Genomic DNA, 23,169 nt, shown 5'->3' on the forward strand with positions numbered 1-23,169 from the left:
TTTGTAATAAACCCAAAAACCTACTTGGTAAAAAAAATTATGAAATTGAAGAATATCTTAATGATAGCTATCGGCGTATTATGTGCTCACACGGCTACATCGCAAGAAGGTTTACCAATATACACAGATTATTTAACCGATAATTATTACCTCATACATCCATCAATGGCGGGAATTGCCAATTGCTCTAAGGTTAGGTTAACCTCACGCCAGCAATGGTTTGGTCATGAAGATGCACCAAGACTTACCACATTGAGTTTAAATGGAAGAATAGGCGAAACGCCATCTGCAATAGGTGGTATTTTGTTTACCGATAAAAACGGATACCATTCGCAATCTGGAGCTTATGCAACTTATGCACATCACCTGTTGTTTTCAAGAAATGAAGTAGATTTGAATATGCTTTCGTTTGGGATAAGCGCGGGATTTATACAGTATAAATTAGATGAAACCAGCTTTTTGTTTGATGGGCCCGATCCTATTATTGATGGTATTGTGCAAAACGAAACCAATTTTAATATTGATTTAGGATTTTCATATCACTTTTTGGATTACTACGCACATGCCACCGTTAAAAACGTATTGAAAAATGCCGGTGTAAATAACGATATTGAAATTACAAGCAATTTAAGGCGCTACTTGCTTTCGGTTGGAGGTGTTTTTGGAAAATTAGGAAGCGATTGGAGTTACGAACCTTCAATCATGTTTCAGTATAAAGATGGCACACAAGAGGCCGCCATAGATGTAAACGGAAAAGTTTATAAAGACATGGATTTTGGTAAAATTTGGGCTGGCTTATCGTATCGACAAAGTTTTGATGGTGCCGAATATTTGATAAATTCAAATACGGTAAAAAGTCAAAAATTACGACAACTCACACCCATTTTAGGGGTTGATTATAAACAATTCATGTTTGCTTACACCTATACCTACCAAAACAATTCAGTAGTTTTTACAAGTGGCGGATTTCATCAAATTACCTTAGGATTTAATTTTGCTTGTAAAAGAAAGCGCTACGAATGTAGATGTCCGGCGGTAAATTAAGCAAACTATAGATTGACTCATCGAGCACAGTCGAGATGTTATTGAGGTCATTACATAAAGGTTTCGACTGCGCACGAACAGACATTTTTAGCTTTTAATCCCAAGAATACTTTTTCTTTTTGGCTTGTTCTTTAATCGCTTTGGTCATGGCATTTTCCAATCCGTTTGCATTTTCCTTTTTATGCTCTAAAATATAGAGTTTACGTTTGTTGTTCAACTTCTGAATTTGCTTTTGAATGCTCTCGCGTTCATTACGTTTTTTAGCTACAAAAGCCTTTATTTCCGATTCCGATTTTCCTTTTAAAACTTCGGGTAATTGGCTTTCTTTTAAATCGTCATATTTAAAATCCTTGTCGCTTTCAGCATCAACCAAATCCCAAGATTTATTTTTGTATAAATGCGAGCTTTTGCTCACCGTTCTGCTCACGGCATTGGCTTTACTATACATGCCTGCATTGGCATCTTGTTCCGCTTGAAGCGCTATTTTTTGTCTTCCAGCCTGACCGTAAATCACATAGGTTTTATTCAGTTTTTGATTTAATATTAAAATATCATCATCAAAAGGCGATGCAATATGCACCGTAGCATTGTTTTGGTTTATTGCCATATATTCGCCATTGGTTAAGCTCGCGCCATCTTTCCAAAACGTTGAAATGCCTTGTCTGTAATCGCCACAAAAAATAGTATTAATAGTTACGTTTTTTTCTTTGGCATTTGTTGAAGCATCTTTATAATTGATTTTACCTTGAGTAAAAGGCTCGTTTCCTGCTATAAAAATAAGTTTTAAATCGTCTGGATTTTTGCCCCATTTTAATTGATTTAATGAGGTTTGAATGACTTGTCCGCAATATTCTTCACCACCATTTGTGGTTAACGAAAACAGCTCTTTTGAAATCTCGTCAAGGTCTTCGCTAAAGCTTAATACCTGTCGGATATAACCTTCGTCGCCATTTAATCGGTCGTTGCCATATTCGTATAATGCAATCTGTAAATTGGGTTTATTGTTGCCGCATTTTGCATAAGACAGTTCGTTTACAATATCCCAAAGTTGTGCTTTGGCTTGGTCTATTAACCCGTCCATACTGTTGCTCGTATCCAATAAAAGCGCCACTTTAATGTACTGTTTACTGGGTTTATTGTTTGAGATTTCTGCTTGAGTATAATCTGTATTTGTCTTTTTGTTGTTTGCATGGCAAGCTATAAAGCTAACGAGCGCGATGCTAAAAAGGAATGTTTTTAAATACGTTTTCATAATATTTTTGTTTTTTGATTTAATGATGCCCACTATGGGTTTTCTGATTAACAACGTAAAATTAAAAGCATCTTTTTTCTAAAAAAAAGAGGAATGAGTAAACCGGAATATAAAATGAGCCAACGCAACTTTAGACTACGTAAACGCCCCTTTTTCAACTTAAAAACCATTGGTATTTTAAAGTCATCATTTTATTATAACAAAGAAAGTGCGTAAGTTTATCTATTATAAAGTAACCTATGAAGTTGTTAGTAAAATACATGTTTTTTTTGTGCCTAGTTTTTAGTACGAGTTTTATGCTTGCGCAGGAAAGGAACAATGATATAAACACCGAAAAACGATTTACGGTACGCGGTTCTGTGATTGAGAGCGATACCAACAACCCAATCCCCCATGTTAATATTGAAGTTAGCGGAGGCGCTTACACAACCACCGACAATTTTGGAGAGTTTAGAATTGAAGCCAAAAAAGGTGACGAGCTTACCATACGACATAAAGATTTTGAAACCGTTTACTATATCATTAAAAGTAGCGAACGCATTAAAGTGGAGGTTCAGCCCAATGAATTAGAAGAATATGAAAGTAAACTTTTTAAGTCGAGAGCAACTACCCAAGTTTTTAAATCGCTTATTGATTCTGCCGAAGTGTATTTAAAAAATAATGCTAAAAAAAGTATTCAATTTATAGCTGATGCTTTAAAAGACAGCAAGTCGGTTAAAGAAAACAGTGAAGCTTACGAGGTTTTGGGCGATGTTTATATGCATTGGAAGCAGTACGATTTAGCGGTTTCAAATTACCGAATAAGCATTCAAAATAGGGCGACCAATACCGTTAAAATTAAACTGGCAAAAGCCTATCAGCTGAATAAAAACTATCAAGAAAGCCTTGCTACTTACAACGATATCGATAAAACAGAACTTTCCAATTGGCAGTTGGTGGTGCTTTATGAAGGCGTTGGCGATGTGAACCAAACTACCAAAACCTTTGATGCTGCGATTGATGCCTATAACGCAGGGTTAAAGGTGGCAAAAAAACATTTGATAACCCCAAAAATAACCGACTTAAATTCTAAAATCGCACAGGTTTATGTTGCGAAAGGCGAATCGCAAAAGGCCAAGGGCTACTTTAACGAATCGTTGAAATTGGCTAAAACCCAAAACAAAAAAAGGGGCGTTGAAGAAAAAATTAAGGTCGCCGATTTTCAGAACAATTTAAGCGATTATTCCAGTGAAATTGAATTGCGAAAGGAAGCCTTGGAAGCCATATCCGAAATAGAAAGCGATTCGGCTTTCGATAACGAAAGTGCTTTAACACCACAAAAACAAAACTATAAAATAGGTAATGCCTATGCCTTGCAAAAAGATTTCGGGCAAGCCATAACCTATCTTGAAAAAAGCATTGAAGAAGCCGATGATAAAGAAGATTTAATCGTTCAAAAAGATGCGACCAGAAAATTATCTGAAGTGTTGCGTGATGCCGGTGAGTTTGATAAAGCTCTGGTGGCCTATCAAAAATATGTGGATTTGGTGGATAAAGTCTATTCAAAAAAAGAACAGGAAATTTCGCAAGCGGCTCGATTTAGTAAAGATATTGTGAGTAAACAAAACCGGATTTTAAGCTTGGAGAGCGATAGGGCACTTTCTGAAAGCAAATACCAACTCAATATCCAGCAGGCGCGTACACAAAAACTGATTATTTACTCGCTAATTGGCGGTGTTTTATTATTGCTGATTACAGCATTTTTAATGTTTAAATACATAAAGCAACAGCGTTTGGCAAACAATTTGTTGGCATTAAAAACCTTGCGCAGTCAAATGAATCCGCACTTTATTTTTAATGCTTTAAACTCGGTAAATAGTTTTATTGCTTCAAATGATGAGCGGACTGCAAATAAGTATTTGTCGGATTTTTCATTGTTAATGCGAGCCGTTTTAGAAAATAGCGAAGAAGATTTTATTCCGTTGGAAAAAGAAATTGAGTTATTGGAATTATACACCAAATTGGAGCATTTTAGATTTAAAGATAAGTTTGATTACAACATTACGGTCGATAAAAATATCAATGTCAGCGATTTTGTAATACCGCCCATGCTGCTGCAACCCTATATAGAAAATGCCGTTTGGCACGGGTTGCGATATAAGAAAACAAAAGGGCATTTAAATATTGCAATAACCCAAAATAAAGCAGACGAAATTAAAATTACCATTACCGATGATGGCATTGGAAGAAAAAAATCAAAAGCTTTAAAAACCGAAAATCAGCAAAAACAAAACTCTAAAGGGATGGGCAATATTAAAAAACGCGTATCCATTTTAAACGCTATGTATAAAGATAAAGTCGATGTTTCTATTGATGATTTTCAAAAAGAAGAGGATACGGGAACTAAAGTAGTTGTAACTTTAAAAAAAGATTGAAAAAGCCTCCCTAGCCCTCCAAAGGAGGGAACTTAAACTCAATCCTGAATACGAGTGAGCAATAAATAATAGAAATAGAAAATAAGAAATGCCAACATGAACTAACCGCAATCATAGTTAAACGATATAAATAGAGATAAATTGAAATTCGTTGTCATGCTGAGCTTGTCGAAGCACTATCAATTTATAGACAAATAAAAATGAAATACTATTACGTTTACATCCTCCTTTGTTCAGACAGTACCTATTACACAGGAATGACTAATGATTTAGAGCGAAGAATTAATCAGCATAAATCAGGCTACAAAGCAGATGGTTATACATTTTCAAGACGACCAATTGAATTAAAATGGTATTTACAATGCACAAACCCAAGTGAAGCCATTAAAATTGAAAAGCAAATTATAGGTTGGTCGCAAAAAAAGAAAAAAGCATTAATTGATGAAAATTGGGACGACTTGATAGAGTTTTCAAAGAATTATTTTGAATATGTGCATCCAGATAAACGATGTTAGTCCTCGACAGGCTCGGACTGACATTAAGCCTATCAATTGTCATTCTTACACAAACAAAAACAACAACATGAAACTATCCGCAATTATAGTCGAAGACGAAGCAACCAGCAGGGAAATCCTAAAGAATTACCTCAAAAAATACTGCCCAAACGTAACGGTTTTGGGCGAAGCGGAAAATGTAGAAGAAGCCTTGGTGTTGATTAGAAACAGCGATTTGGATTTGGTATTCCTCGATGTAGAGATGCCATACGGAAACGCCTTCGATTTACTCGATAAGGTGGGCGACATTAATTTTGAAACCGTATTTGTAACCGCATACAATCATTACGCGATAGACGCTTTAAATGCCCACGCCTCTTATTATTTAATGAAACCCATTTCAATCGACGAGCTTATTAAGGCTGTCGATTACGTAACCGAAATAAAAACCAAAGAAGACGCGCTTCAAAACCAGGTGTTAGTTTCAAAAACAAATACGGTAAATGGTAAAATAACCATTCCGCAGCAAAACGGTTTCGAGATTGTCAATACCACAGATATTTTGTATTGTAAAGCCGATGATAACTACACCGAAATCTATTTAAACACCAATAAAAAGAAAGTAGTAAGTAAAACACTTAAATATTTTGACGATATTTTAAAGGCCAGTGGTTTTGCCCGGGTACACAAATCGTATTTAGTTAATGTCAATGAAGTTGTAAAATATAAGAAAGGCAAAGGCGGAAGCGTAATACTTAGCAACGGAAAAGAAATTATGGTTTCAGCATCAAAAAAATCAGCTTTGTTATCGTATTTCAAATAATCCTTTTTGTCATTCCCGCGCAGGCGGGAATCTTATAAATTGAAACTAAATTTTTAAATTTACTAAAAAACAAAATGATTTCGTGCGAAGCAAGAAAAAACAATAACTCAAAGAAATCTGTAATAATATTTAAAAAGATTCCCGCCATAGTTTATCTTGAGCGAAGACGAAAGGCGGGAATGTAAAAGTATTCATATTCATGTCAATAATAAAACCAGTAAACGGAAAACACCCACAAATCCCCAGCGATTGTTACATTGCCGAAAACGCCACTATTGTTGGTGATGTCGTTATGGGAAACCAATGCAGCGTTTGGTTCAGTGCCGTAATTCGTGGCGATGTACATTATATAAAAATGGGCAATAAAGTCAATGTGCAAGACGGCGCGGTTATACACGCCACCTACCAAAAAGCGCCCACAACTATTGGCGATAACGTGTCCATTGGGCACAATGCCATCGTGCACGGATGTACCATTCACGACAACGTTTTGGTGGGCATGGGCAGTATTATTATGGACGATTGCGTTGTAGAAAGCAACAGCATTATTGCCGCCGGTGCCGTGGTTACGCAAAACACCAGGGTAGAAGCGGGCAGCATTTATGCGGGCGTTCCGGCAAAAAAAGTGAAAGATATTAGTCATGAACTCATTTCGGGCGAGATAGACCGAATCGCAAACAATTATATAAAATATTCAGGTTGGTTTAAGTAAAAACATATTAAAATTCTAAAAATCAATTGTTTAATTAAATTTTTTATGTATATTTATACTATTGTATTGGGGTGCTTCTTACATTAGAGGCTGAGAGTATACTCATTGTACTAAATAGGAGTAATGTCAGTTTAGGAATACGATTTGCAAAGGAAACACTTGGTCAAAATATCATACTGTTTCCTTTGTTTTTTTATCTATTTCTACTTTATGGTAATTTCCAACCAAAGGAAGCTCAATTTAAAAATCCAGATAATCAACATCAAACTTTTCACCTAAAAGCGATTGCATCACCTCAGGATTTCCATTAGTGAAAAACTCATTTTTAGTATTTAATACTTGACTGTTTAACAAATTATGTTGCTTTAACACCGCCTTGGTCTGTCGTGCCACAGCTTCACCAGAATCTATAATTTTTACATGGCTTGGTAACAAATCAATAAGCAAAGGCATTAAATAGGGGTAATGCGTGCAGCCTAAAACCAAATAATCAATGTTGGCATCAATCATGGGTTTTAAGTACAGTTTAAGTAAGCTTCGCATCTCATCAGAATGTAATTGTCCGCTTTCAATAAGCTCAACAATGCCTTCGCCATCTTGTTCAATAACCTTAATATTACTGGCAAACAACCCAGAAGTTTTCGAGAATAACGCACTGCTTAAGGTGCCTTTCGTGGCCAATATGCCAATGGCATGGACTTTGGTTTGTAAAGCCGCTGGTTTTATGGCAGGTTCAATGCCAATAAATGGCACGTTATATGAGTTGCGTAAATAGTCAATCGCATTGGTCGTGGCAGTGTTGCAGGCTACGACAATAAGTTTACAGTTTTTACTAAGTAAATATTCGGTGTTTTTTATACTCAGTTTAATAATGGCTTCTTTTCCTTTTGGTCCATAGGGCGCATTGATGCTGTCGGCCAAATAAATCGTGTTTTCGTTAGGTAAAAGAGAATGAATTTCTTTCCAAATAGACGTGCCACCAACACCAGAATCGAAAATACCAATAGGAAGTTTGCTCATAATTTTGTCTGGTCGAGCGCAGTCGAGACCTTCTTTTTAAACTTTAAACTACTAATGTGTACAGCCTCTCGACTGTGCTCGAGGGGACATTTGGTTAAAGTAATACTATTTTAAAGAAAAGCAAAAAAGCCGCCTTGTTTAAGGCAGCTTTTAAATTATTATTTAATAAATGTTGATTAAATTCCTAACTCCTTTTTTACATCGTCAAGTAGATTTTTGCCATCAGCCATAATCATAACCCCTTGTGCAGAATCTAAAACATAGTCAAAACCTTGGGCTCTGGCTACCTTTAAAATAGCTGTTTTAGCTTTCTCGGTTATAGGCTTTAAAAGCTCCATTTCCTTAGTTTGTAAATCTTGTTGTGCTTGCCCTTGAAACTGACGGATGTTTTGCTCCATAGTTTGTACCTCTTGAGCTCTTTTGGTATTCTCTTCTTGAGTTTTTGAAGCCGCTTCGGCATCGTATTGCTTCACTTTGTTTTGAAACTCGGTAGCCATGGTTTGAATATCTGTTTGGTAAGTTTTACCAAGTGTTTCAAGTTGTGTTTGGGCTGCTTTCATTTCTGGCATAGCAGTAATTAATTCCTGTGTATTTATGTGGGCAACTTTACTTTGAGCTTGTGTAAAACTAACTGTTCCTATACATAATGCCGTTGCTAATAAAATAGTTTTAAATTGTTTCATTTTTAAAAAGTATTAAAGTATTAATGTGTTATAAATTGTTTTGTTAATTATTGTTTATACTGTCTTTTGTTTTTTGGCGTTCTTCCAATATTTTTTTCTTTCTATCCTCAAGTGCTTTTTTTCTTGCTTCTCTTTCTTTTAATTTCTTCTGTCTATTTTCTTCAATTAGCTGTGCTTTTGTTTTGGTTTCCCCGGTTGTTTTTTCGTCTGCGGATTTACCCGTTTCAGCGCCTGTTGTTTTGTTTTTTGCATCTAGTTTAGCTTGTTTTGCTTTGGCGCGATCGTCTAATATTTTTTGACGTCTTTCTGCTGCTGCTTTTACCTTGGCTTCACGAGCTGCTAATTTCTCTTGTCTTGCTTTTTCAACAGCACTTTCTCTGGCCGCTTTTTTTTCTTCCAACGCTCTTTGGCGTTCTTCTAATTCTAAATTAACCTCTGGTACAACCTCTTCTTTTTCTGCTTCTTTTCGTTCGGCCTTTGTTTGTACTTGTTTGCGTTTTGATGCTCTTTTGATACTTCTTAAAATCTGCTCGCTTAAATCGAATTGCTTTGCCGAATACAGCATTACAACATCGGCGGATTTATCGAATATAAAATCGTACTTTCTGCTTCCGGCCAAATCTTGCACTGCCGCAAAAATTTGATCTTGTATAGGTTGCATCAATTGCTTTTTCTGAATCATTAAATCCCCATTGGGTCCAAAACGCTTTTGTTGGTAATCTAATATTTCCTGTTCCTCAAACGTGATATCTTCATCACGTTCATCAATTAGTGCTTTTGTTAAAAGGGCTTTTTCGTTACTTAAAGCTATGCGTTTTTGTTCAACAGCGCTTAATTTAGCTTGAATTTCAGAATTCCATTTTTGAGCTTTTTCGTCTAATTGCGACATGGCTTCTTGGTATTCCGGAACGTTCTCTAAAATATATTCTGTGTCTATATAACCAATTCGAACACCGCGTTGCGCATGGGCCGAAATGCTTAATGTAAACACCACTATCAGTAAAAAAAGAACTTTGTTTTGCATCTGTTTAATATTTTTATAATTTATTGGCCATAAATTCTAAAATAGACAGACGATGGTTTGGTTTTTAATTCTGTCATTTTTTGAATTGTATTTTTCATCTGATTTTTTTCATTAATTTTTAATGGTCAGATGTCATTCGCAAAGTAAACATTTTCGTTGTTATGAAAAACTTTAGATTGCTCATTTCAAAATTAACGAATTTTAACCTGAAAAATTTCAATTCTTATTCAAATCATCACATGGTTATTAGAAAATATCGTGCCAAAGTAAATTTTACTATATCTAAAATGACTAAAACTGTTGTCCTATAATAAAGTGCGTTTCCCAACCATTCTTAACAGTTTCACCTGGTAACGCATCAAAACCATGTCCAAAATCTATACCTAATAAACCAAACGCCGGCATGAAAATACGAACGCCCAAACCAGCCGATCGTTTAATGCTAAACGGGTTGTAATCTCTAAAACTGTTATACGATGCACCGCCTTCTAAAAAGCCTAAGGCATAAATTTTTGCCGATGCTTTTAAAGTAATTGGGTAACGGAGCTCTAAAGAAAACTTGTTGTAAATCGTACCACCATCTTGATCGGATAGGGATTGATTTGGGTATCCACGAAGTGCAATAGATTCTCTTCCATCTAAACTATAACTACCTAAACCATCGCCACCAACAAAGAAACGCTCGAAAGGAATTACCCCTCTATCGTTATTATAAGCGCCTAAAAAGCCGAACTCTGCACTGGGTTTTAATACGAGGTCTTTTATAATTTCAGCATACCAATCGGCTTTAAAGTTAATTTTGTAAAACTCCAACCATTTGTAGCGCTCTTGGTCTATTTCTCCAACTCTGTCTGAGGCTTCGGTTCTCTCGTCAATAGGTCTTGTGGAATCGCCTACTATAAGCTCTAAAGCATCGCGCTCTTCTTTAAGCGCTTTATAGTTAACATTATTAAATAATGAATAAGGAATGGAAAATTTAGCCGTAGCCGAAAAGTTTGAACCACCCGTTGGGTAAATAGGGTCTATTCTGGTGTTGTTTCTGCTTAAACCAACGGTATACGAAAGGTTGTTTGAGTCTCCATTTCCAAAAGTAAATAGGCCTGTGTTGTAGTTTTGTAAATCGTAGTGCTGAAAACTTACGGCTTGCGATAATGTAAAATAATCATCAGGCACGGTTAAACGTTTTGCTAAACCAACCGAAATACCCGTAATATTAAAACGCTTGCTTTTGTCGGCATTTCGTGTAATGGGGTTGTATAAAAACTGTTTGGTATGCGATAACGATGTTGAAAATTGCACGGGTTTTTTACCACCCAACCAAGGCTCGGAAAACGAGAAACTATAGGTTTGGTAAAAACGACTCGCTTGTAAACGCAATGCTAATTTTTGGCCGTCGCCCATGGGGATGGGTTTATAAGCTTCTTTTTTAAAGATGTCCTTTATTGAAAAGTTATTAAACGAAAGCCCAAGCGTACCAATAAAACCGCCACCGCCGTAACCACCTTGCAATTCTATTTGGCTGGAACCTGTTTCTTTAACAGAATATTCCATATCAATAGTGCCTTCGTCCGGATTCGGGTTATTAAAGTTTGGCGAGATTTCTTGAGCATCGAAAAAGCCCAATTGTCCCAATTCACGTACTGAGCGCACCACGTTTTCCTTACTGTATAACTGTCCCGGTCGTGTACGCAACATACGGTAAATAACATGGTCGTTGGTTTTGTCGTTTCCAACAACCGATACTTTATTAAAATAGGCTGGCTTTCCTTCCGTTATTCTAATTTCCATATCGATAACATTGTCATCGGCACTTACTTCAACTGGGTTTATGGTTGAGAATAAATATCCACTATTTTGATACAGGTTGGTTATGTCGAATGCATCAGGTTTCGAGTTGTCTGCTATGCGTTCTTGTAGCAATACACCGTTATAAGTGTCACCTTTTTTAATGCGTAAAACCCTGCTTAATTCTCTGTCGCTATAGGCATTATTGCCAATAAAAGTAATATCGCCAAAGGTGTATTGTTCGCCTTCGTTAACAGCAATATGAAGCGATACGGTTTTATTATCGTCGTTTACAATTAAACTGTCTGATAAAATACGTGCATCTCTATAACCGTTTTCCTTGTATTTGTCAATGATTTTAGATAGGTCTTCTTGATAGGCAGAATCAACAAACTTCGAGCGTTTTAAAATGCGGAATCGGTTGATTTTTTTAGTGTTTTTCATGGCTTTTCTAAGCTTTTTATCGCTTAAAATCTCGTTGCCGCTAAACTCAATATCTTTAACTTTAACCTTTTCGCCCTTATCAATATTTACCACCATGTTAACCCTGGCTGTTTCTATAGAATCTTTTACATCAATGGTATTTATAAGTATTTTGGTATTGTAGAACCCTTCTTTTCTATATTTTTTACTAAGAAAGTTTTTGGTGTTAGTAATAAGGTTTTCGGTTACTTTAGTACCTTTTTTTAATCCCGTATCGTTAATTATGCCTTCTTTTTTGCCTTTTTTTATCCCGTTTATTTTTAACTCGTTAAGCTGTGGCAAATCGGATAATCTAATTTCTAAATGTGCTACATCACCATCAATTTTAGTGATGTAAATTTCTATATCGTTAAATAGTTTTGAGTTCCAAAGTTTTTTTATGGCATTGCTAATGTCTTCTCCGGGAATAGTCATTTCCTTGCCTTTGCTTAAACCGGAGTAAGTAACTATGGTTTGCTCGCTAAAACTGGTGTTTCCAGAAACAGTAACGCTTCCTAAGGTGTATTTTTTACCCTCGCTATATGGTGTTTCCTGTGCTTGAATGCTAAAACTGCACCATGTTAAAATTGCTAATAAACAGTGTTTTAAGGTTGTCAAAGATAAAATATTAGCTAAGTTGTTCACTTGTTTTCCCAAATCGTCGTTCTCTTTTTTGATATTCAATAATAGCTTCGTACAAATGTTTCTTTTTAAAATCTGGCCAGAGTATATTGGTAAAATACAACTCTGCATATGCTATTTGCCAAAGCAAAAAATTGCTTATACGTTGCTCGCCACTTGTTCTAATAAGCAAATCTACATCTGGTAAATTTTGCGTGTAAAGATGCTCATTAATAATCGATTCATCAATTTTATCGGGCGAAATTATATTTTTTTTAACTTTAATACTAATCTCTTTAACAGTATTTAGGATTTCTTCTCTAGAGCCATAGCTTAAAGCTAGGGTTAAAGTCATTCTATTATTACTTTTTGTGCTATTTATAACCTCGTGCAATTCTTTATACACCTTTTTAGGTAAGGTATTTAGGTTGCCAATAGCCGAAAGTTTAATATTGTTGTCTTGAAGCGTTTTTATTTCTTTTTTTAATGAAGACACTAAAAGCTTCATTAGGGTTTGCACCTCTAGTTTTGGGCGGTTCCAATTTTCGGTAGAAAAGGCATACAATGTTAAGTTTTCTACACCCAATTCAGCGGAAGCTTCAACGGTTTCACGAACTGCTTTGGTACCATTTTCATGCCCAAAGGCACGTAACATACCTTTTTGCTTTGCCCATCGGCCGTTGCCATCCATAATAATGGCAATGTGCTTTGGCAATTTATCAATGTGTATGTTTTCTTTTAAATCCATTTTAATCTGTAGGGCAATAGCAGGGGTTTAATCCAAAAGTATAGGTTAGCGTAACGCCCGAAAACACATACCAATCGTTATTATTAATATTACCAAATCGGTATTGTTGATTCGCTGGATTATCTGGGAAGCTACCCTCAATTCCATCAGAAAAGGTGTAGCGCGCCCCAACTTCAATAGCTACAATAATGTTGCCAAAAAGATTGGCTTTTGCACCTAAGGCCATGGGTATGCCGAAAGCCCAACTGGAACTATTCTCTGGGGTTTGAATGCCGTTTAAATAATAAAAGTTGTCATGTTTTGCCACACTTATTCCAGAGTATATATATGGTGTCGCAATTTTTTCGCCGTTGTGTAAATTGAAATCGAAAAACGTGAATTCTATACCTGCTGAAATTTCCAGTAAATTAGAATCGAATTTATACCCGCGCTGTACACGTCTTGGGTCGTCTGAATCAGTATCATCAGCTTTTAAATCAGAATATATTAACGTGGCTCTCCACGAGTGTCGCGGACTCGCATTCCATTTGTAAATTAATCCCAAAGTAGGGCTGTTTGGTGCGATGTAATTTGTAGCACCAAGATCTCCAATAAAATTGCTACCACCGGCAAAAACGCCAATTTCGTTAATTTGGGAATAACTTAATTGAAAGCTTAAAATGCTTATTATCAGTACGCTTAAATGCTTCATAAATATTCAAAAGTTTGCAAATATAATAAATAAGATTAGCCTAATATAATTTGAGCTAAATTGTATTAGTGTAAAACAGTTTTTCTTTTAAAATATTGCGCAATTTGAATGTCGGCGTTTTAATGCGTCATGTGGTTTAATTCCGATTGTCTTCACCCCAAAGTAGTTTTTTTCTAAGGGTGTCTAAAAAGCTTTCGTTTAAAAGATCGATCATTTTAATGGTGAATGATGCTTTTTTTATGGTAATCAAAGTACCATTGTCTAACGTGGCAATTCTAGAATCGAGCGATAATAAATGTTGTTCTTCCCTGCCATCTACTTTTAGCTGTATTTCAGTGGTATCGGGAACCACTAAGGGGCGGGCGCTTAAATTATGTGGCGCTATGGGCGTTAATACAAAGCTGTTGGTGCCCGGAGTTATAACGGGGCCGCCGCAACTTAAAGAATAGCCCGTTGAGCCCGTTGGCGTTGAAACGATTAATCCATCACTCCAGTACGATGTTAAATATTCGTTGTCTAAATGGGTTTCAACCGTAATCATTGAGGTGGTGTTTTTTCGGCTCACGGTTACTTCGTTTAAAGCAAAGTTAAGGGCTGTAATCGTGTCGTTTTTTGGAGTGGTTTCAATAGCGAGCAAACTGCGTTCGGATATGGTATATTTGCCATCAATAATATCTTGTATCGCGTTTTCAATGCCATCTACCTGAATGGTTGCTAAAAATCCTAATCTGCCGGTGTTAATACCGATTATGGGAATGCCTAAATCTTGCACAAATGTGATGGCTCGTAAAATGGTGCCGTCGCCGCCAATGCTTACCAATAAATCGAATGAGGTGTCTAAGGCATCAAAGGTTTTAAATGAAGTATAGCCTTTTTTATTGGGTTCTTCGTTTTTTATAAGGTTGTAAAATTCGGTTTCAATATAGGCATCTAAATCATTTTTCAATAAATAATTGAAGAGGGTTTCCACCGAAACCGTAGTGCGCTCATTATAAAATCGTCCAAAAACAGCAACTTTCATAAATTTATATATCTAAATATTTTTTTAAATAATCCGAGCGCTCTTTGAGGCTTTCGTTGTAACTGTCGCCTTCATGTCCAAAAACGATGTTATAGCTATATCGGCGGAAGGTTTGAGTGATGTCGTTTAAGCTTGAATTGCTGATTTTCAGGGTAATTTGCACCACGTCGTTTTTAATTTTAGAAACAAAAGCACCTAAAAGTTTACCGTTGTTCGACTCTACAATTTGACTTATTTCGCTAAAAGAATAATCGGTTAAGCCTTTCTCAACAACTAAAATACCTCCGGCTTCAAAAAAGAAAGGGGTTTCGTTAAATAGGCCAATAACATCGTTTAATTCGTAATACCCCAAATACACATTTCTATCATTTAAAACAGGCATAATATTGGTTGCGTTTTTTGCAAAAGCTTCAAGCACATCTAGCCAAATCGTGGTGTCGCGAACGTGAAAATCTTCAAGGGCATATGCGTATTCGCTAAGTAATTTACCGCCTTCAAAGCAGTGAGCATCGGTTTCAGAAAAACTTCCTAAATAAGTATTGTTTTTATCTCTAACCGGAATATGGGAATAGGTTAACTGATTAAATAATTCCTGCAAATCGCTTATTTTGCTGTCGTTATTTAAAGGTTTTATGTCGTTTATAATGTATTCTGTAAGTTTCATTGCTTGACTTTGTAAAGATGCAAATTAATCAAAAAAATAGTATATAAAGGTGTTCTACTTTGTATTTTTGTCTTGTAAAAAAAGGACAGATGACAAAGTTAAGCGTAAATATTAATAAAATAGCAACTTTAAGAAATTCGCGAGGTGGCGATATGCCCAATGTGGTCCAGTTTGCCAAAGATGCACAGCAATTTGGAGCCGAAGGCATCACCATTCATCCAAGGCCAGACGAGCGCCATATTCGCTATCAGGATGCACGCGATTTAAAACCAGAGGTTTATACCGAATACAATATTGAAGGCAATCCCATAGAATCTTTTGTGAATTTGGTTTTAGAGGTAAAGCCAACACAGGTTACTTTAGTGCCCGATGCGGTTGATGCCATAACAAGTAATGCCGGTTGGGACACCATTAAGCACAAAGACTTTTTAGTTGATGTGATAAAAGAATTTAAGCGGCATGGCATAAGAACGTCTATTTTTGTCGATCCCGTTTTAAAACAAATTGAAGGCGCAAAAAATACGGGAACAGATAGAATTGAATTGTATACCGAAGCCTTTGCAGACCAATATAGTTTAGGGAATAAAGATGCCATAAAGCCGTATGCTGAATGTGCAGAATTGGCACATACCCTAGGTTTGGGCATTAATGCAGGGCACGATTTATCGTTGGAAAACATTCAGTTTTTTAAAGAAAACATAACACATTTATTAGAGGTTTCAATTGGGCACGCGCTAATTTCAGAAAGCTTATATTTAGGAGTCGAAAACGTGATTCAAATGTATTTGAATAAATTGAAATAAATCGGCAGTAAATAATAAATAAAAATTAGTGAATTCGTGGCAAAGCAAGATATTTTACATTCAAACATATTAGGTAAAGGGCAAGCATTTATTATTTTACATGGCTTTTTAGGCATGAGCGATAATTGGAAAACCCACGGTAAAAATCTTAGCGAACAAGGTTTCGAGGTGCATTTGGTCGATCAACGTAATCACGGACGAAGCTTTTGGAGCGACACGTTTAATTACGAAACCCTTGCCGACGATTTAAAACACTATTGTGAAGTACACGATTTAAGCGATATCGTGCTGCTTGGACATTCCATGGGCGGTAAAACGGCCATGTTATTTGCATCGCAATATCCAGAGTTGGTTTCAAAACTATTGGTGGCCGATATTTCACCCCGATTTTACCCCATTCACCACGATGTTATTCTGGAGGGTTTGAGTGCTTTAAATTTTGATGTGATAAAAAGTAGAGGCGAAGCCGATACGGTTTTAAGCGAGTATGTATCCAATTTGGGCATTCGTCAGTTTTTACTAAAAAACCTGTACTGGGTTGAAAAAGGCAAACTGGCATTGCGTATTAATTTGAAGGTTTTAAAAGGTGAGGTTGCCGAAGTTGGCGAAGCCCTACCTAGTTATTCAAGATTTGAAAAAGACACTTTGTTTTTACGAGGCGACCGATCGGAATATATTGGCCTTGACGATGAGCGAATCATTAAAAACCATTTCCCAAAGGCTAAAATAGTTACCGTTGCAAATTCGGGGCATTGGCTGCACGCCGAAAATCCAAAGGACTTTTTTGAGGCTGTCATTCAATTTGTGTCGTAGATTTTGTACATTTAATAAATTAATATCATTATGAAACTATTGTTAAAACTCCTATTAAATGCCGTAGCCGTTTTTATTTTAGCCCACTTACTTTCTGGGGTGCATGTTGATGGATACACGGGCGCATTAATTGTAGCCGTCGTGCTTTCGGTCTTAAATTTACTTGTAAAACCCATTTTGGTAATTTTTACTTTGCCGGCCACCATCTTAACTTTAGGGTTGTTTCTGCTGGTTATAAACGCTATTATTATTCTTTTGGCTAGTAATTTAGTAGGCGGTTTTTCGGTTGATGGTTTTTGGTGGGCATTGCTCTTTAGTATCCTATTATCCATTTTAGAATCTATCCTACATTCCGTCATAAAAGACGATAAAAAATAGGCTGAAATTCAACGCATTAAAAACTTTGTTGGGATGTAAAAATATATTATTTTTGCATCCCAATTTTAATTACATAAATTATAGGTTTTTAAAAAGAAACCTTTTTGTTAAATGCCTGATTAAAGGTTATATATCATTTAAAATGAACATTACAAGAGAAAACGTTGATGCGTTAAACGCGGTAGTAAAAGTAGATATTGCTAAAGAAGATTATAGCGATAAAGTAGAAAAAATATTATCGGATTACCGTAAAACGGCAAATATTCCTGGTTTTAGAAAAGGACACGTGCCTATGGGAATGGTTAAAAAACAGTACGGAAAAGCAGTTTTGGTTGATGAGGTAAACAAGCTTTTACAAGACGCTTTAAATAAATATTTAACCGAAGAAAAATTAGATGTTCTTGGGCAGCCATTACCAAAAACACAAGATGAAATTGACTGGGATGCGGAAGGGTTTACTTTTGAATTCGAATTAGGTTTAGCACCAGAATTTGAGGTTAACTTAAAAAGCAAAAAAGCCATTACGCAGTACAATATTGTTGCTGATGATAAAATGATTGATGAGCAAATTGAACGTATCCAAAAGCAATACGGGAAATTGGTATCTCAAGATACGGTTGAAAAAGACAGTGAAATTACAGGAACTTACACCAACGAAGAAAAAGAGATTGACAACACCGTAACCTTAACTTTAGATAAATTTAAAGGAAAAGCAACAGCGAAACAATTTGTTGGAGCCAAAGTTGGCGACGTTATTGTTTTAAAAACAAAAGGACTTTACGACGATGAGCATGAGTTAATGCACGCTTTAAAGTTAAGTCACGATGAGGTTCATGGTTTGGATATCGAGGTGTCCTTCACAATTACCGAAATCAATAAACGTGAGTTGGCAGATTTAGATCAAGATTTATTCGATAAGCTTTTCGGAAAAGGCGAAGTAACGTCGGTTACCGAATTAAAAGCAAAAATTAAGGAAGATGCCGAAAAACAATTTGTACAACAAGCCGATCAAAAGCTTTTAAACGATGTTACCGAATATTTAGTTGAAAACACAAAATTCGATTTGCCAGCAGAATTTTTAACCAAATGGATGCAAACAGCAGGAGAAAAGGAAATGGACGAAGCGCAAGCTAAAGAAGAATACGAGAAGTCTGAAAAAAGCTTACGTTACCAATTGATTGAAGGCAAATTAATTGAAGAAAACAATATTCAAGTTACTATGGATGATATTAAAAATCATGCTAGGGAAATGATAAAAGGGCAAATGGCACAGTTTGGTCAAATGAATCCATCGGATAAAGAATTGGACGATATCGCAGCTAGGGTTTTAGGAAACCAAGACGAAGCACGTCGTATTTCAGAGCAATTGGTAAGTCAAAAATTATTATCGCTTTACAAAGAAAAAGCAAACTTAAAAGTAAAGGAATTAAGTTACGAAAAGTTTGTTAAAGAAGTATACGGCGATAAATAAATCAAATAATAATTCCTTATATTTAGGCACTTAAATTGGTAAATTTAAGTGCCTTTTTGTTCAACAAAATAATCTAATTAAAATGTATTGGCTTATTTTGAAGCTAATCAATGGGTTACCGTCTGTTGAGAAGTGAGCACCCTGGACAGGTATAAAGAAAATCATAACATTTCAAAGTATTAAAATCTCGATTATCGAGTAAATTATTAAAATTAACTATGGATTACGCAAAAGAGTTTGAGAAATTCGCGATAAAAGATCAAGGCATAAGCAGTACCTATTACAATAAAATTATTAGTAGTATGTACCCAACAAATCTCACACCAAATATTATAGAAGAACGCCAAATGAACATCGCTGTTTTTGATGTGTTTTCGCGTTTAATGATGGACAGAATCATTTTTTTGGGAACCGGAATTAACGACCAAGTTGCAAACATCGTTCAAGCGCAATTACTGTTTTTGGAAAGTACCGATGCTTCAAAAGACATTCAAATTTACATCAACTCTCCAGGTGGAAGTGTTTATGCGGGCTTAGGTATTTATGATACCATGCAGTTTATAAAACCAGATGTAGCCACTATTTGTACAGGTATGGCAGCATCTATGGGTGCCGTATTATTATGTGCTGGCGAAAAAGGAAAACGCAGTGGTTTAACACACTCTCGTGTTATGATTCATCAACCACTTGGTGGCGCTCAAGGGCAAGCCAGTGATATTGAAATTACCGCAAGAGAAATTTTAACCTTAAAGGAAGAACTTTACAAAATAATAAGTAAGCATTCGGGTCAAGATTACGACAAAGTATACGAAGATAGCGACAGAGATTATTGGATGAAAGCCGATAAAGCTAAAGAATACGGTATGATTGATGAGATTTTAGCCCGTAGTTAAATTATTTTTTGTAATTTTATAAGATTGTTATAGAGGGATTTATAAGAATTCTCATCTTCTTAAATATAAAGATTAATGGCAAAGGAAGAATTAGAATGCTCGTTTTGTGGGCGAAAAAAACCAGAAACGAATTTATTAATAGCTGGATTAGATGCACATATTTGCGACCGCTGTATCGAGCAGGCGCATGGTATTGTAATTGAAGAATCCAAGCAAACCGATAGCAGTGACTTATCTGCTGAGTTGAAGCTTAGAAAGCCTCAACAAATCAAAGATTTTTTAGACGAATACATAATAGGGCAAGACATGACAAAAAAAGTGATGTCTGTTGCTGTTTATAATCACTATAAAAGATTATTGCAACCACCATCAAACGACGACATCGATATTCAAAAATCGAATATAATTATGGTGGGCCAAACCGGAACAGGAAAAACATTAATGGCCAAAACAGTGGCAAGAATGCTTAATGTGCCTTTGGCCATTGTTGATGCTACCGTTTTAACCGAAGCGGGTTATGTGGGCGAGGACGTAGAAAGTATTTTAACAAGATTGCTTCAAGCGGCCGATTATAATTTAGAAAAAGCAGAAAAGGGTATTGTATTTATTGATGAAATTGATAAGATTGCCCGTAAAAGCGACAACCCGTCTATTACTCGTGATGTATCGGGCGAAGGCGTGCAGCAAGCTTTATTAAAGCTTTTGGAAGGTACCGTTGTAAATGTGCCACCTAAGGGTGGACGTAAACATCCCGACCAAAAATTTATTGAAGTAAATACCGAAAATATTCTGTTTATCGCTGGTGGTGCTTTTGATGGTATTGACCGCGTTATTTCTAAACGATTAAACATGCAAGCGGTGGGTTATAGTGCGTCCATGTCTGATGATGTCGTGGATCAAGACCATTTACTTCAATATATTATTCCGAAGGACTTAAAGGATTTTGGATTGATTCCTGAAATTATTGGACGACTTCCTGTATTAACCTATATGGATCCGTTGGATGCAAAAACCTTACGCGCTATTTTAACAGAGCCTAAAAACGCGATCATAAAGCAATATAAAAAGTTATTTGCAATGGACGATATCGAGTTTAGTATTACCGATGGTGCACTTGATTTTATAGTAGGGAAAGCCATTGAATATAAGCTTGGGGCTAGAGGGTTACGTTCGTTATGCGAAGAAATATTAACCGATGCCATGTTTGAATTACCAAGCAGTAACGAAAAGAAACTTAACGTTACTAAATTATATGCCGAAAGCAAATTAACCAAAACCACAATAAAGAAACTCAAAGCGGTTTCGTAAGTTGTTTTAACAATTTAAAGTATATAAAAAAACCACGCTGATTAGCGTGGTTTTTTATGTTATGGATGTTAATTAATAATAGACATTACGAATAATTTTTTATCGGAATACAACAGTTTTTTTAATGAGGATTGTTAAAAAAATATATTGAATTTATGTGAAATAGCAATTAATACGTTTTAAAAATATATTTAATTTTAAAACTCACAAAGTGTTTTTTTGGCTTTTAGATGATTAGACGAAATACTCGTTTAAACACTTTTTTACATTGCATTTAAACGGATTTAATTAAAAGTACTTTACTTTAATCCAGAATAACAAACTCAATACGTCGGTTAGATTGATGCTCCTCATCGGTACACGAATTGGTTTTGCAATCAATTAACGGTTTTGTTTCGCCGTAACCTTTTGATGTTAATCGGCCTTTATCAATCCCATTTTTAATTAGATAGTTTAAAGCAGATTTTGCTCTTTGTTTAGACAACTTCAAGTTATAAGCATCATTGCCTCTAATATCGGTATGCGCATGAATGGCTAAGGAGATGTTTGGGTTGTCATTCAGCACTTTAATGATTTTGTTTAACGAAATGGTCGATTCTTCTTTAATGCTGTATTTTGCAAAATCGAAATAAATGTTTTCCAACACAATTCTTAATTCATCGTCAACTTCTGTAATCACGGGTTCGGTGGTGTTCAGCTCTAAATTCTTATTGTAAGTTGTGTCAAAGTTTCTGTTTGCTAAAAATTCAAAAACAGCATCTTTAAAACCATCTTTTTCGGTGTGTAGCGTATACAATTCAAAAGGGGCAATATTATCAAAGTTAAAGGTTCCGTTGGCATCCGTCATTTGTCTTGCTACTTCAATATTGTCTTCATCTTTTAAAACAATAAGCGTATTAGGCAGTTTAATTTTTGTAACCAAATCAATGGCTTTTCCTTCTATAGATTGAACAATTTCGTCATTAACCGCGGTATAAATATCAAAACTACCCTTACCATTGGGTTTATTTGATGAAACATAACCTTTGGTTTTTGTGGCTAAAAAATAACCTATTTCATCGTAACTGGAATTGATGGTGTTTCCAAGATTTCTTGGTGCTTTATACGAATCACTAAGAATTCTACTCACAAACAAATCATAACCGCCAAAACCTTGATGCCCTTTTGAGGAGAAATACAAATGTTTCCCATCCATAGATAAGGACGGGTATTTTTCATCGGACGTCGTGTTGATTGAATGCCCTAAATTTTTAGGTGTACCCAAGGTGCCATCGGCTTTAACATCTGCTACATAAATATCGTAGCCACCAACAGACCCGGGCATGTTCGAAGAAAAATAAAGCTTATCGCCCTTTCGATTTAAAAAAGGTGTTTCAATTGAAACATTGTTTTTATTAATGCTCAAGAGTTCCTCGTTTATCCAATTGCCATGAGAGCCTTCTTCAAGATTGGCCTTGTATAATTTATATTCGAGTGATTTTTTTCGGTTACTTCGTGTAAAATAGACGGTTTTTTGATCTGGCGAAAACGTAAGTTGGTCTTCACTGGCGTTGGTGTTTAACATTCTTGAAAATAGTAAAGGTCGACTTAAAGCGCCATTTTTACTAACATTTAAACAATACAATTCTTTGTAAGCTTCGTTGGTGTTTGAATCTATTTTTGCCAATCCACCAAGTTTTTTAGACGAAACCATAATGAGCTTATTTCTAAAAAAACCGGTGCCAATTTCTGAATATTTGGTATTTACACCAGCATCTAAAAGTTCAAAATTAAAACCATTGGCGCCAATTTCGTAAGATGAGAATGGAGTATTATAAGATAAGGCGGTTTTTTTAGCGTTGATATTTCCTGCGATAAAACTTGACGACCCTTGGCTAAATATAAAATTTGAGATAAGACAAATGATAACGAATACCTTAGTTTTCATTTTAAAGAGGGTTTTGGATTAATTAGTATTTTAAAAATAGCTGTTAATCCAAGATAAAATGAAATTTACTAGACTAAGTACGATTTAATTCGATAAGTCATTGTTTATCAGTGGTTTT

The 23,169-nt window shown here is 35.7% G+C and carries 21 protein-coding genes; 11 read left to right on the top strand and 10 right to left on the bottom strand.

Annotated elements, in window-relative coordinates; genetic code table 11:
* Positions 1-39: 39 nt before the first annotated feature.
* Complete coding sequence (locus RNZ46_RS08900; RefSeq protein WP_316981861.1) at positions 40-1,044, top strand: PorP/SprF family type IX secretion system membrane protein; 1,005 nt, start codon at positions 40-42, stop codon at positions 1,042-1,044.
* A 94-nt stretch (positions 1,045-1,138) separates the two neighbouring features.
* Here RNZ46_RS08900 and RNZ46_RS08905 read toward each other — a convergent pair whose 3' ends face one another.
* Positions 1,139-2,296: a vWA domain-containing protein gene (locus RNZ46_RS08905; RefSeq protein ID WP_316981862.1), complete on the bottom strand. Its 1,158-nt coding sequence runs from the start codon at positions 2,294-2,296 to the stop codon at positions 1,139-1,141.
* Positions 2,297-2,592: 296 nt separating this feature from the next.
* Here RNZ46_RS08905 and RNZ46_RS08910 point away from each other — a divergent pair, with 296 nt between their 5' ends.
* The 4 genes from RNZ46_RS08910 (at position 2,593) to RNZ46_RS08925 (ending at position 6,739) form a co-directional block, all read left to right on the top strand.
* Entirely contained in the window at positions 2,593-4,710 is a 2,118-nt protein-coding gene (locus tag RNZ46_RS08910; RefSeq protein WP_316981863.1) for a histidine kinase, read from the top strand.
* A gap of 200 nt (positions 4,711-4,910) precedes the next feature.
* Complete coding sequence (locus RNZ46_RS08915; RefSeq protein WP_316981864.1) at positions 4,911-5,225, top strand: GIY-YIG nuclease family protein; 315 nt, start codon at positions 4,911-4,913, stop codon at positions 5,223-5,225.
* Between the two features lie 67 nt (positions 5,226-5,292).
* A complete protein-coding gene (locus RNZ46_RS08920) occupies positions 5,293-6,027 on the top strand; it encodes a LytR/AlgR family response regulator transcription factor (protein ID WP_316981865.1) in 735 nt (244 codons plus the stop codon).
* Between the two features lie 199 nt (positions 6,028-6,226).
* Complete coding sequence (locus RNZ46_RS08925; RefSeq protein ID WP_316981866.1) at positions 6,227-6,739, top strand: gamma carbonic anhydrase family protein; 513 nt, start codon at positions 6,227-6,229, stop codon at positions 6,737-6,739.
* Between the two features lie 240 nt (positions 6,740-6,979).
* Here the strand turns inward: RNZ46_RS08925 and murI are convergent, their stop codons facing one another.
* From murI to RNZ46_RS08965, 8 genes are all read right to left on the bottom strand, one after another.
* Entirely contained in the window at positions 6,980-7,759 is a 780-nt protein-coding gene (gene murI / locus RNZ46_RS08930; RefSeq protein WP_316981867.1) for a glutamate racemase, read from the bottom strand.
* A 176-nt stretch (positions 7,760-7,935) separates the two neighbouring features.
* Positions 7,936-8,442 carry an OmpH/Skp family outer membrane protein gene (locus tag RNZ46_RS08935; protein ID WP_311937324.1) on the bottom strand — a complete coding sequence of 169 codons (507 nt, stop codon included), beginning with the start codon at positions 8,440-8,442 and terminating at the stop codon, positions 7,936-7,938.
* Between the two features lie 43 nt (positions 8,443-8,485).
* Positions 8,486-9,466: an OmpH/Skp family outer membrane protein gene (locus RNZ46_RS08940; protein WP_316981868.1), complete on the bottom strand. Its 981-nt coding sequence runs from the start codon at positions 9,464-9,466 to the stop codon at positions 8,486-8,488.
* Between the two features lie 291 nt (positions 9,467-9,757).
* Positions 9,758-12,370, bottom strand: coding sequence for a BamA/OMP85 family outer membrane protein (locus RNZ46_RS08945; RefSeq protein WP_316984981.1), 2,613 nt, complete (start codon positions 12,368-12,370; stop codon positions 9,758-9,760).
* The gene (gene uppS / locus RNZ46_RS08950) at positions 12,342-13,082 is read right to left on the bottom strand and encodes an undecaprenyl pyrophosphate synthase (RefSeq protein WP_316981869.1); all 741 of its coding nucleotides are present in this window, start codon (positions 13,080-13,082) and stop codon (positions 12,342-12,344) included. Before uppS ends, RNZ46_RS08945 begins: the two co-directional genes overlap by 29 nt.
* A gap of 1 nt (position 13,083) precedes the next feature.
* Positions 13,084-13,773: a type IX secretion system protein PorG gene (porG, locus tag RNZ46_RS08955; protein WP_316981870.1), complete on the bottom strand. Its 690-nt coding sequence runs from the start codon at positions 13,771-13,773 to the stop codon at positions 13,084-13,086.
* A gap of 136 nt (positions 13,774-13,909) precedes the next feature.
* The gene (locus RNZ46_RS08960; RefSeq protein ID WP_316981871.1) at positions 13,910-14,794 is read right to left on the bottom strand and encodes an NAD kinase; all 885 of its coding nucleotides are present in this window, start codon (positions 14,792-14,794) and stop codon (positions 13,910-13,912) included.
* 4 nt (positions 14,795-14,798) lie between these two features.
* Positions 14,799-15,458 (bottom strand): CBS domain-containing protein, encoded by a 660-nt coding sequence (locus tag RNZ46_RS08965; RefSeq protein ID WP_316981872.1) that lies wholly within the window; start codon positions 15,456-15,458, stop codon positions 14,799-14,801.
* An 89-nt stretch (positions 15,459-15,547) separates the two neighbouring features.
* On the opposite strand from RNZ46_RS08965, the gene RNZ46_RS08970 reads away from it, so the two are divergent.
* From RNZ46_RS08970 to clpX, 6 genes are all read left to right on the top strand, one after another.
* A complete protein-coding gene (locus RNZ46_RS08970) occupies positions 15,548-16,261 on the top strand; it encodes a pyridoxine 5'-phosphate synthase (RefSeq protein ID WP_316981873.1) in 714 nt (237 codons plus the stop codon).
* Between the two features lie 36 nt (positions 16,262-16,297).
* Complete coding sequence (locus tag RNZ46_RS08975) at positions 16,298-17,074, top strand: alpha/beta fold hydrolase (RefSeq protein WP_316981874.1); 777 nt, start codon at positions 16,298-16,300, stop codon at positions 17,072-17,074.
* 30 nt (positions 17,075-17,104) lie between these two features.
* On the top strand, positions 17,105-17,452 hold the full coding sequence (locus RNZ46_RS08980; RefSeq protein WP_316981875.1) for a phage holin family protein: 348 nt from the start codon (positions 17,105-17,107) through the stop codon (positions 17,450-17,452).
* Positions 17,453-17,594: 142 nt separating this feature from the next.
* Entirely contained in the window at positions 17,595-18,923 is a 1,329-nt protein-coding gene (gene tig, locus RNZ46_RS08985; RefSeq protein ID WP_316981876.1) for a trigger factor, read from the top strand.
* A 218-nt stretch (positions 18,924-19,141) separates the two neighbouring features.
* Complete coding sequence (clpP, locus tag RNZ46_RS08990; RefSeq protein ID WP_316981877.1) at positions 19,142-19,816, top strand: ATP-dependent Clp endopeptidase proteolytic subunit ClpP; 675 nt, start codon at positions 19,142-19,144, stop codon at positions 19,814-19,816.
* 75 nt (positions 19,817-19,891) lie between these two features.
* On the top strand, positions 19,892-21,124 hold the full coding sequence (clpX, locus tag RNZ46_RS08995) for an ATP-dependent Clp protease ATP-binding subunit ClpX (RefSeq protein ID WP_316981878.1): 1,233 nt from the start codon (positions 19,892-19,894) through the stop codon (positions 21,122-21,124).
* 304 nt (positions 21,125-21,428) lie between these two features.
* On the opposite strand, the gene RNZ46_RS09000 is transcribed toward clpX, so the two are convergent.
* On the bottom strand, positions 21,429-23,051 hold the full coding sequence (locus RNZ46_RS09000) for an OmpA family protein (RefSeq protein ID WP_316981879.1): 1,623 nt from the start codon (positions 23,049-23,051) through the stop codon (positions 21,429-21,431).
* Between the last annotated feature and the right edge of the window lie 118 nt (positions 23,052-23,169).

The organism is Hwangdonia lutea, from assembly GCF_032814565.1.
Lineage (GTDB): Bacteria > Bacteroidota > Bacteroidia > Flavobacteriales > Flavobacteriaceae > Hwangdonia > Hwangdonia lutea.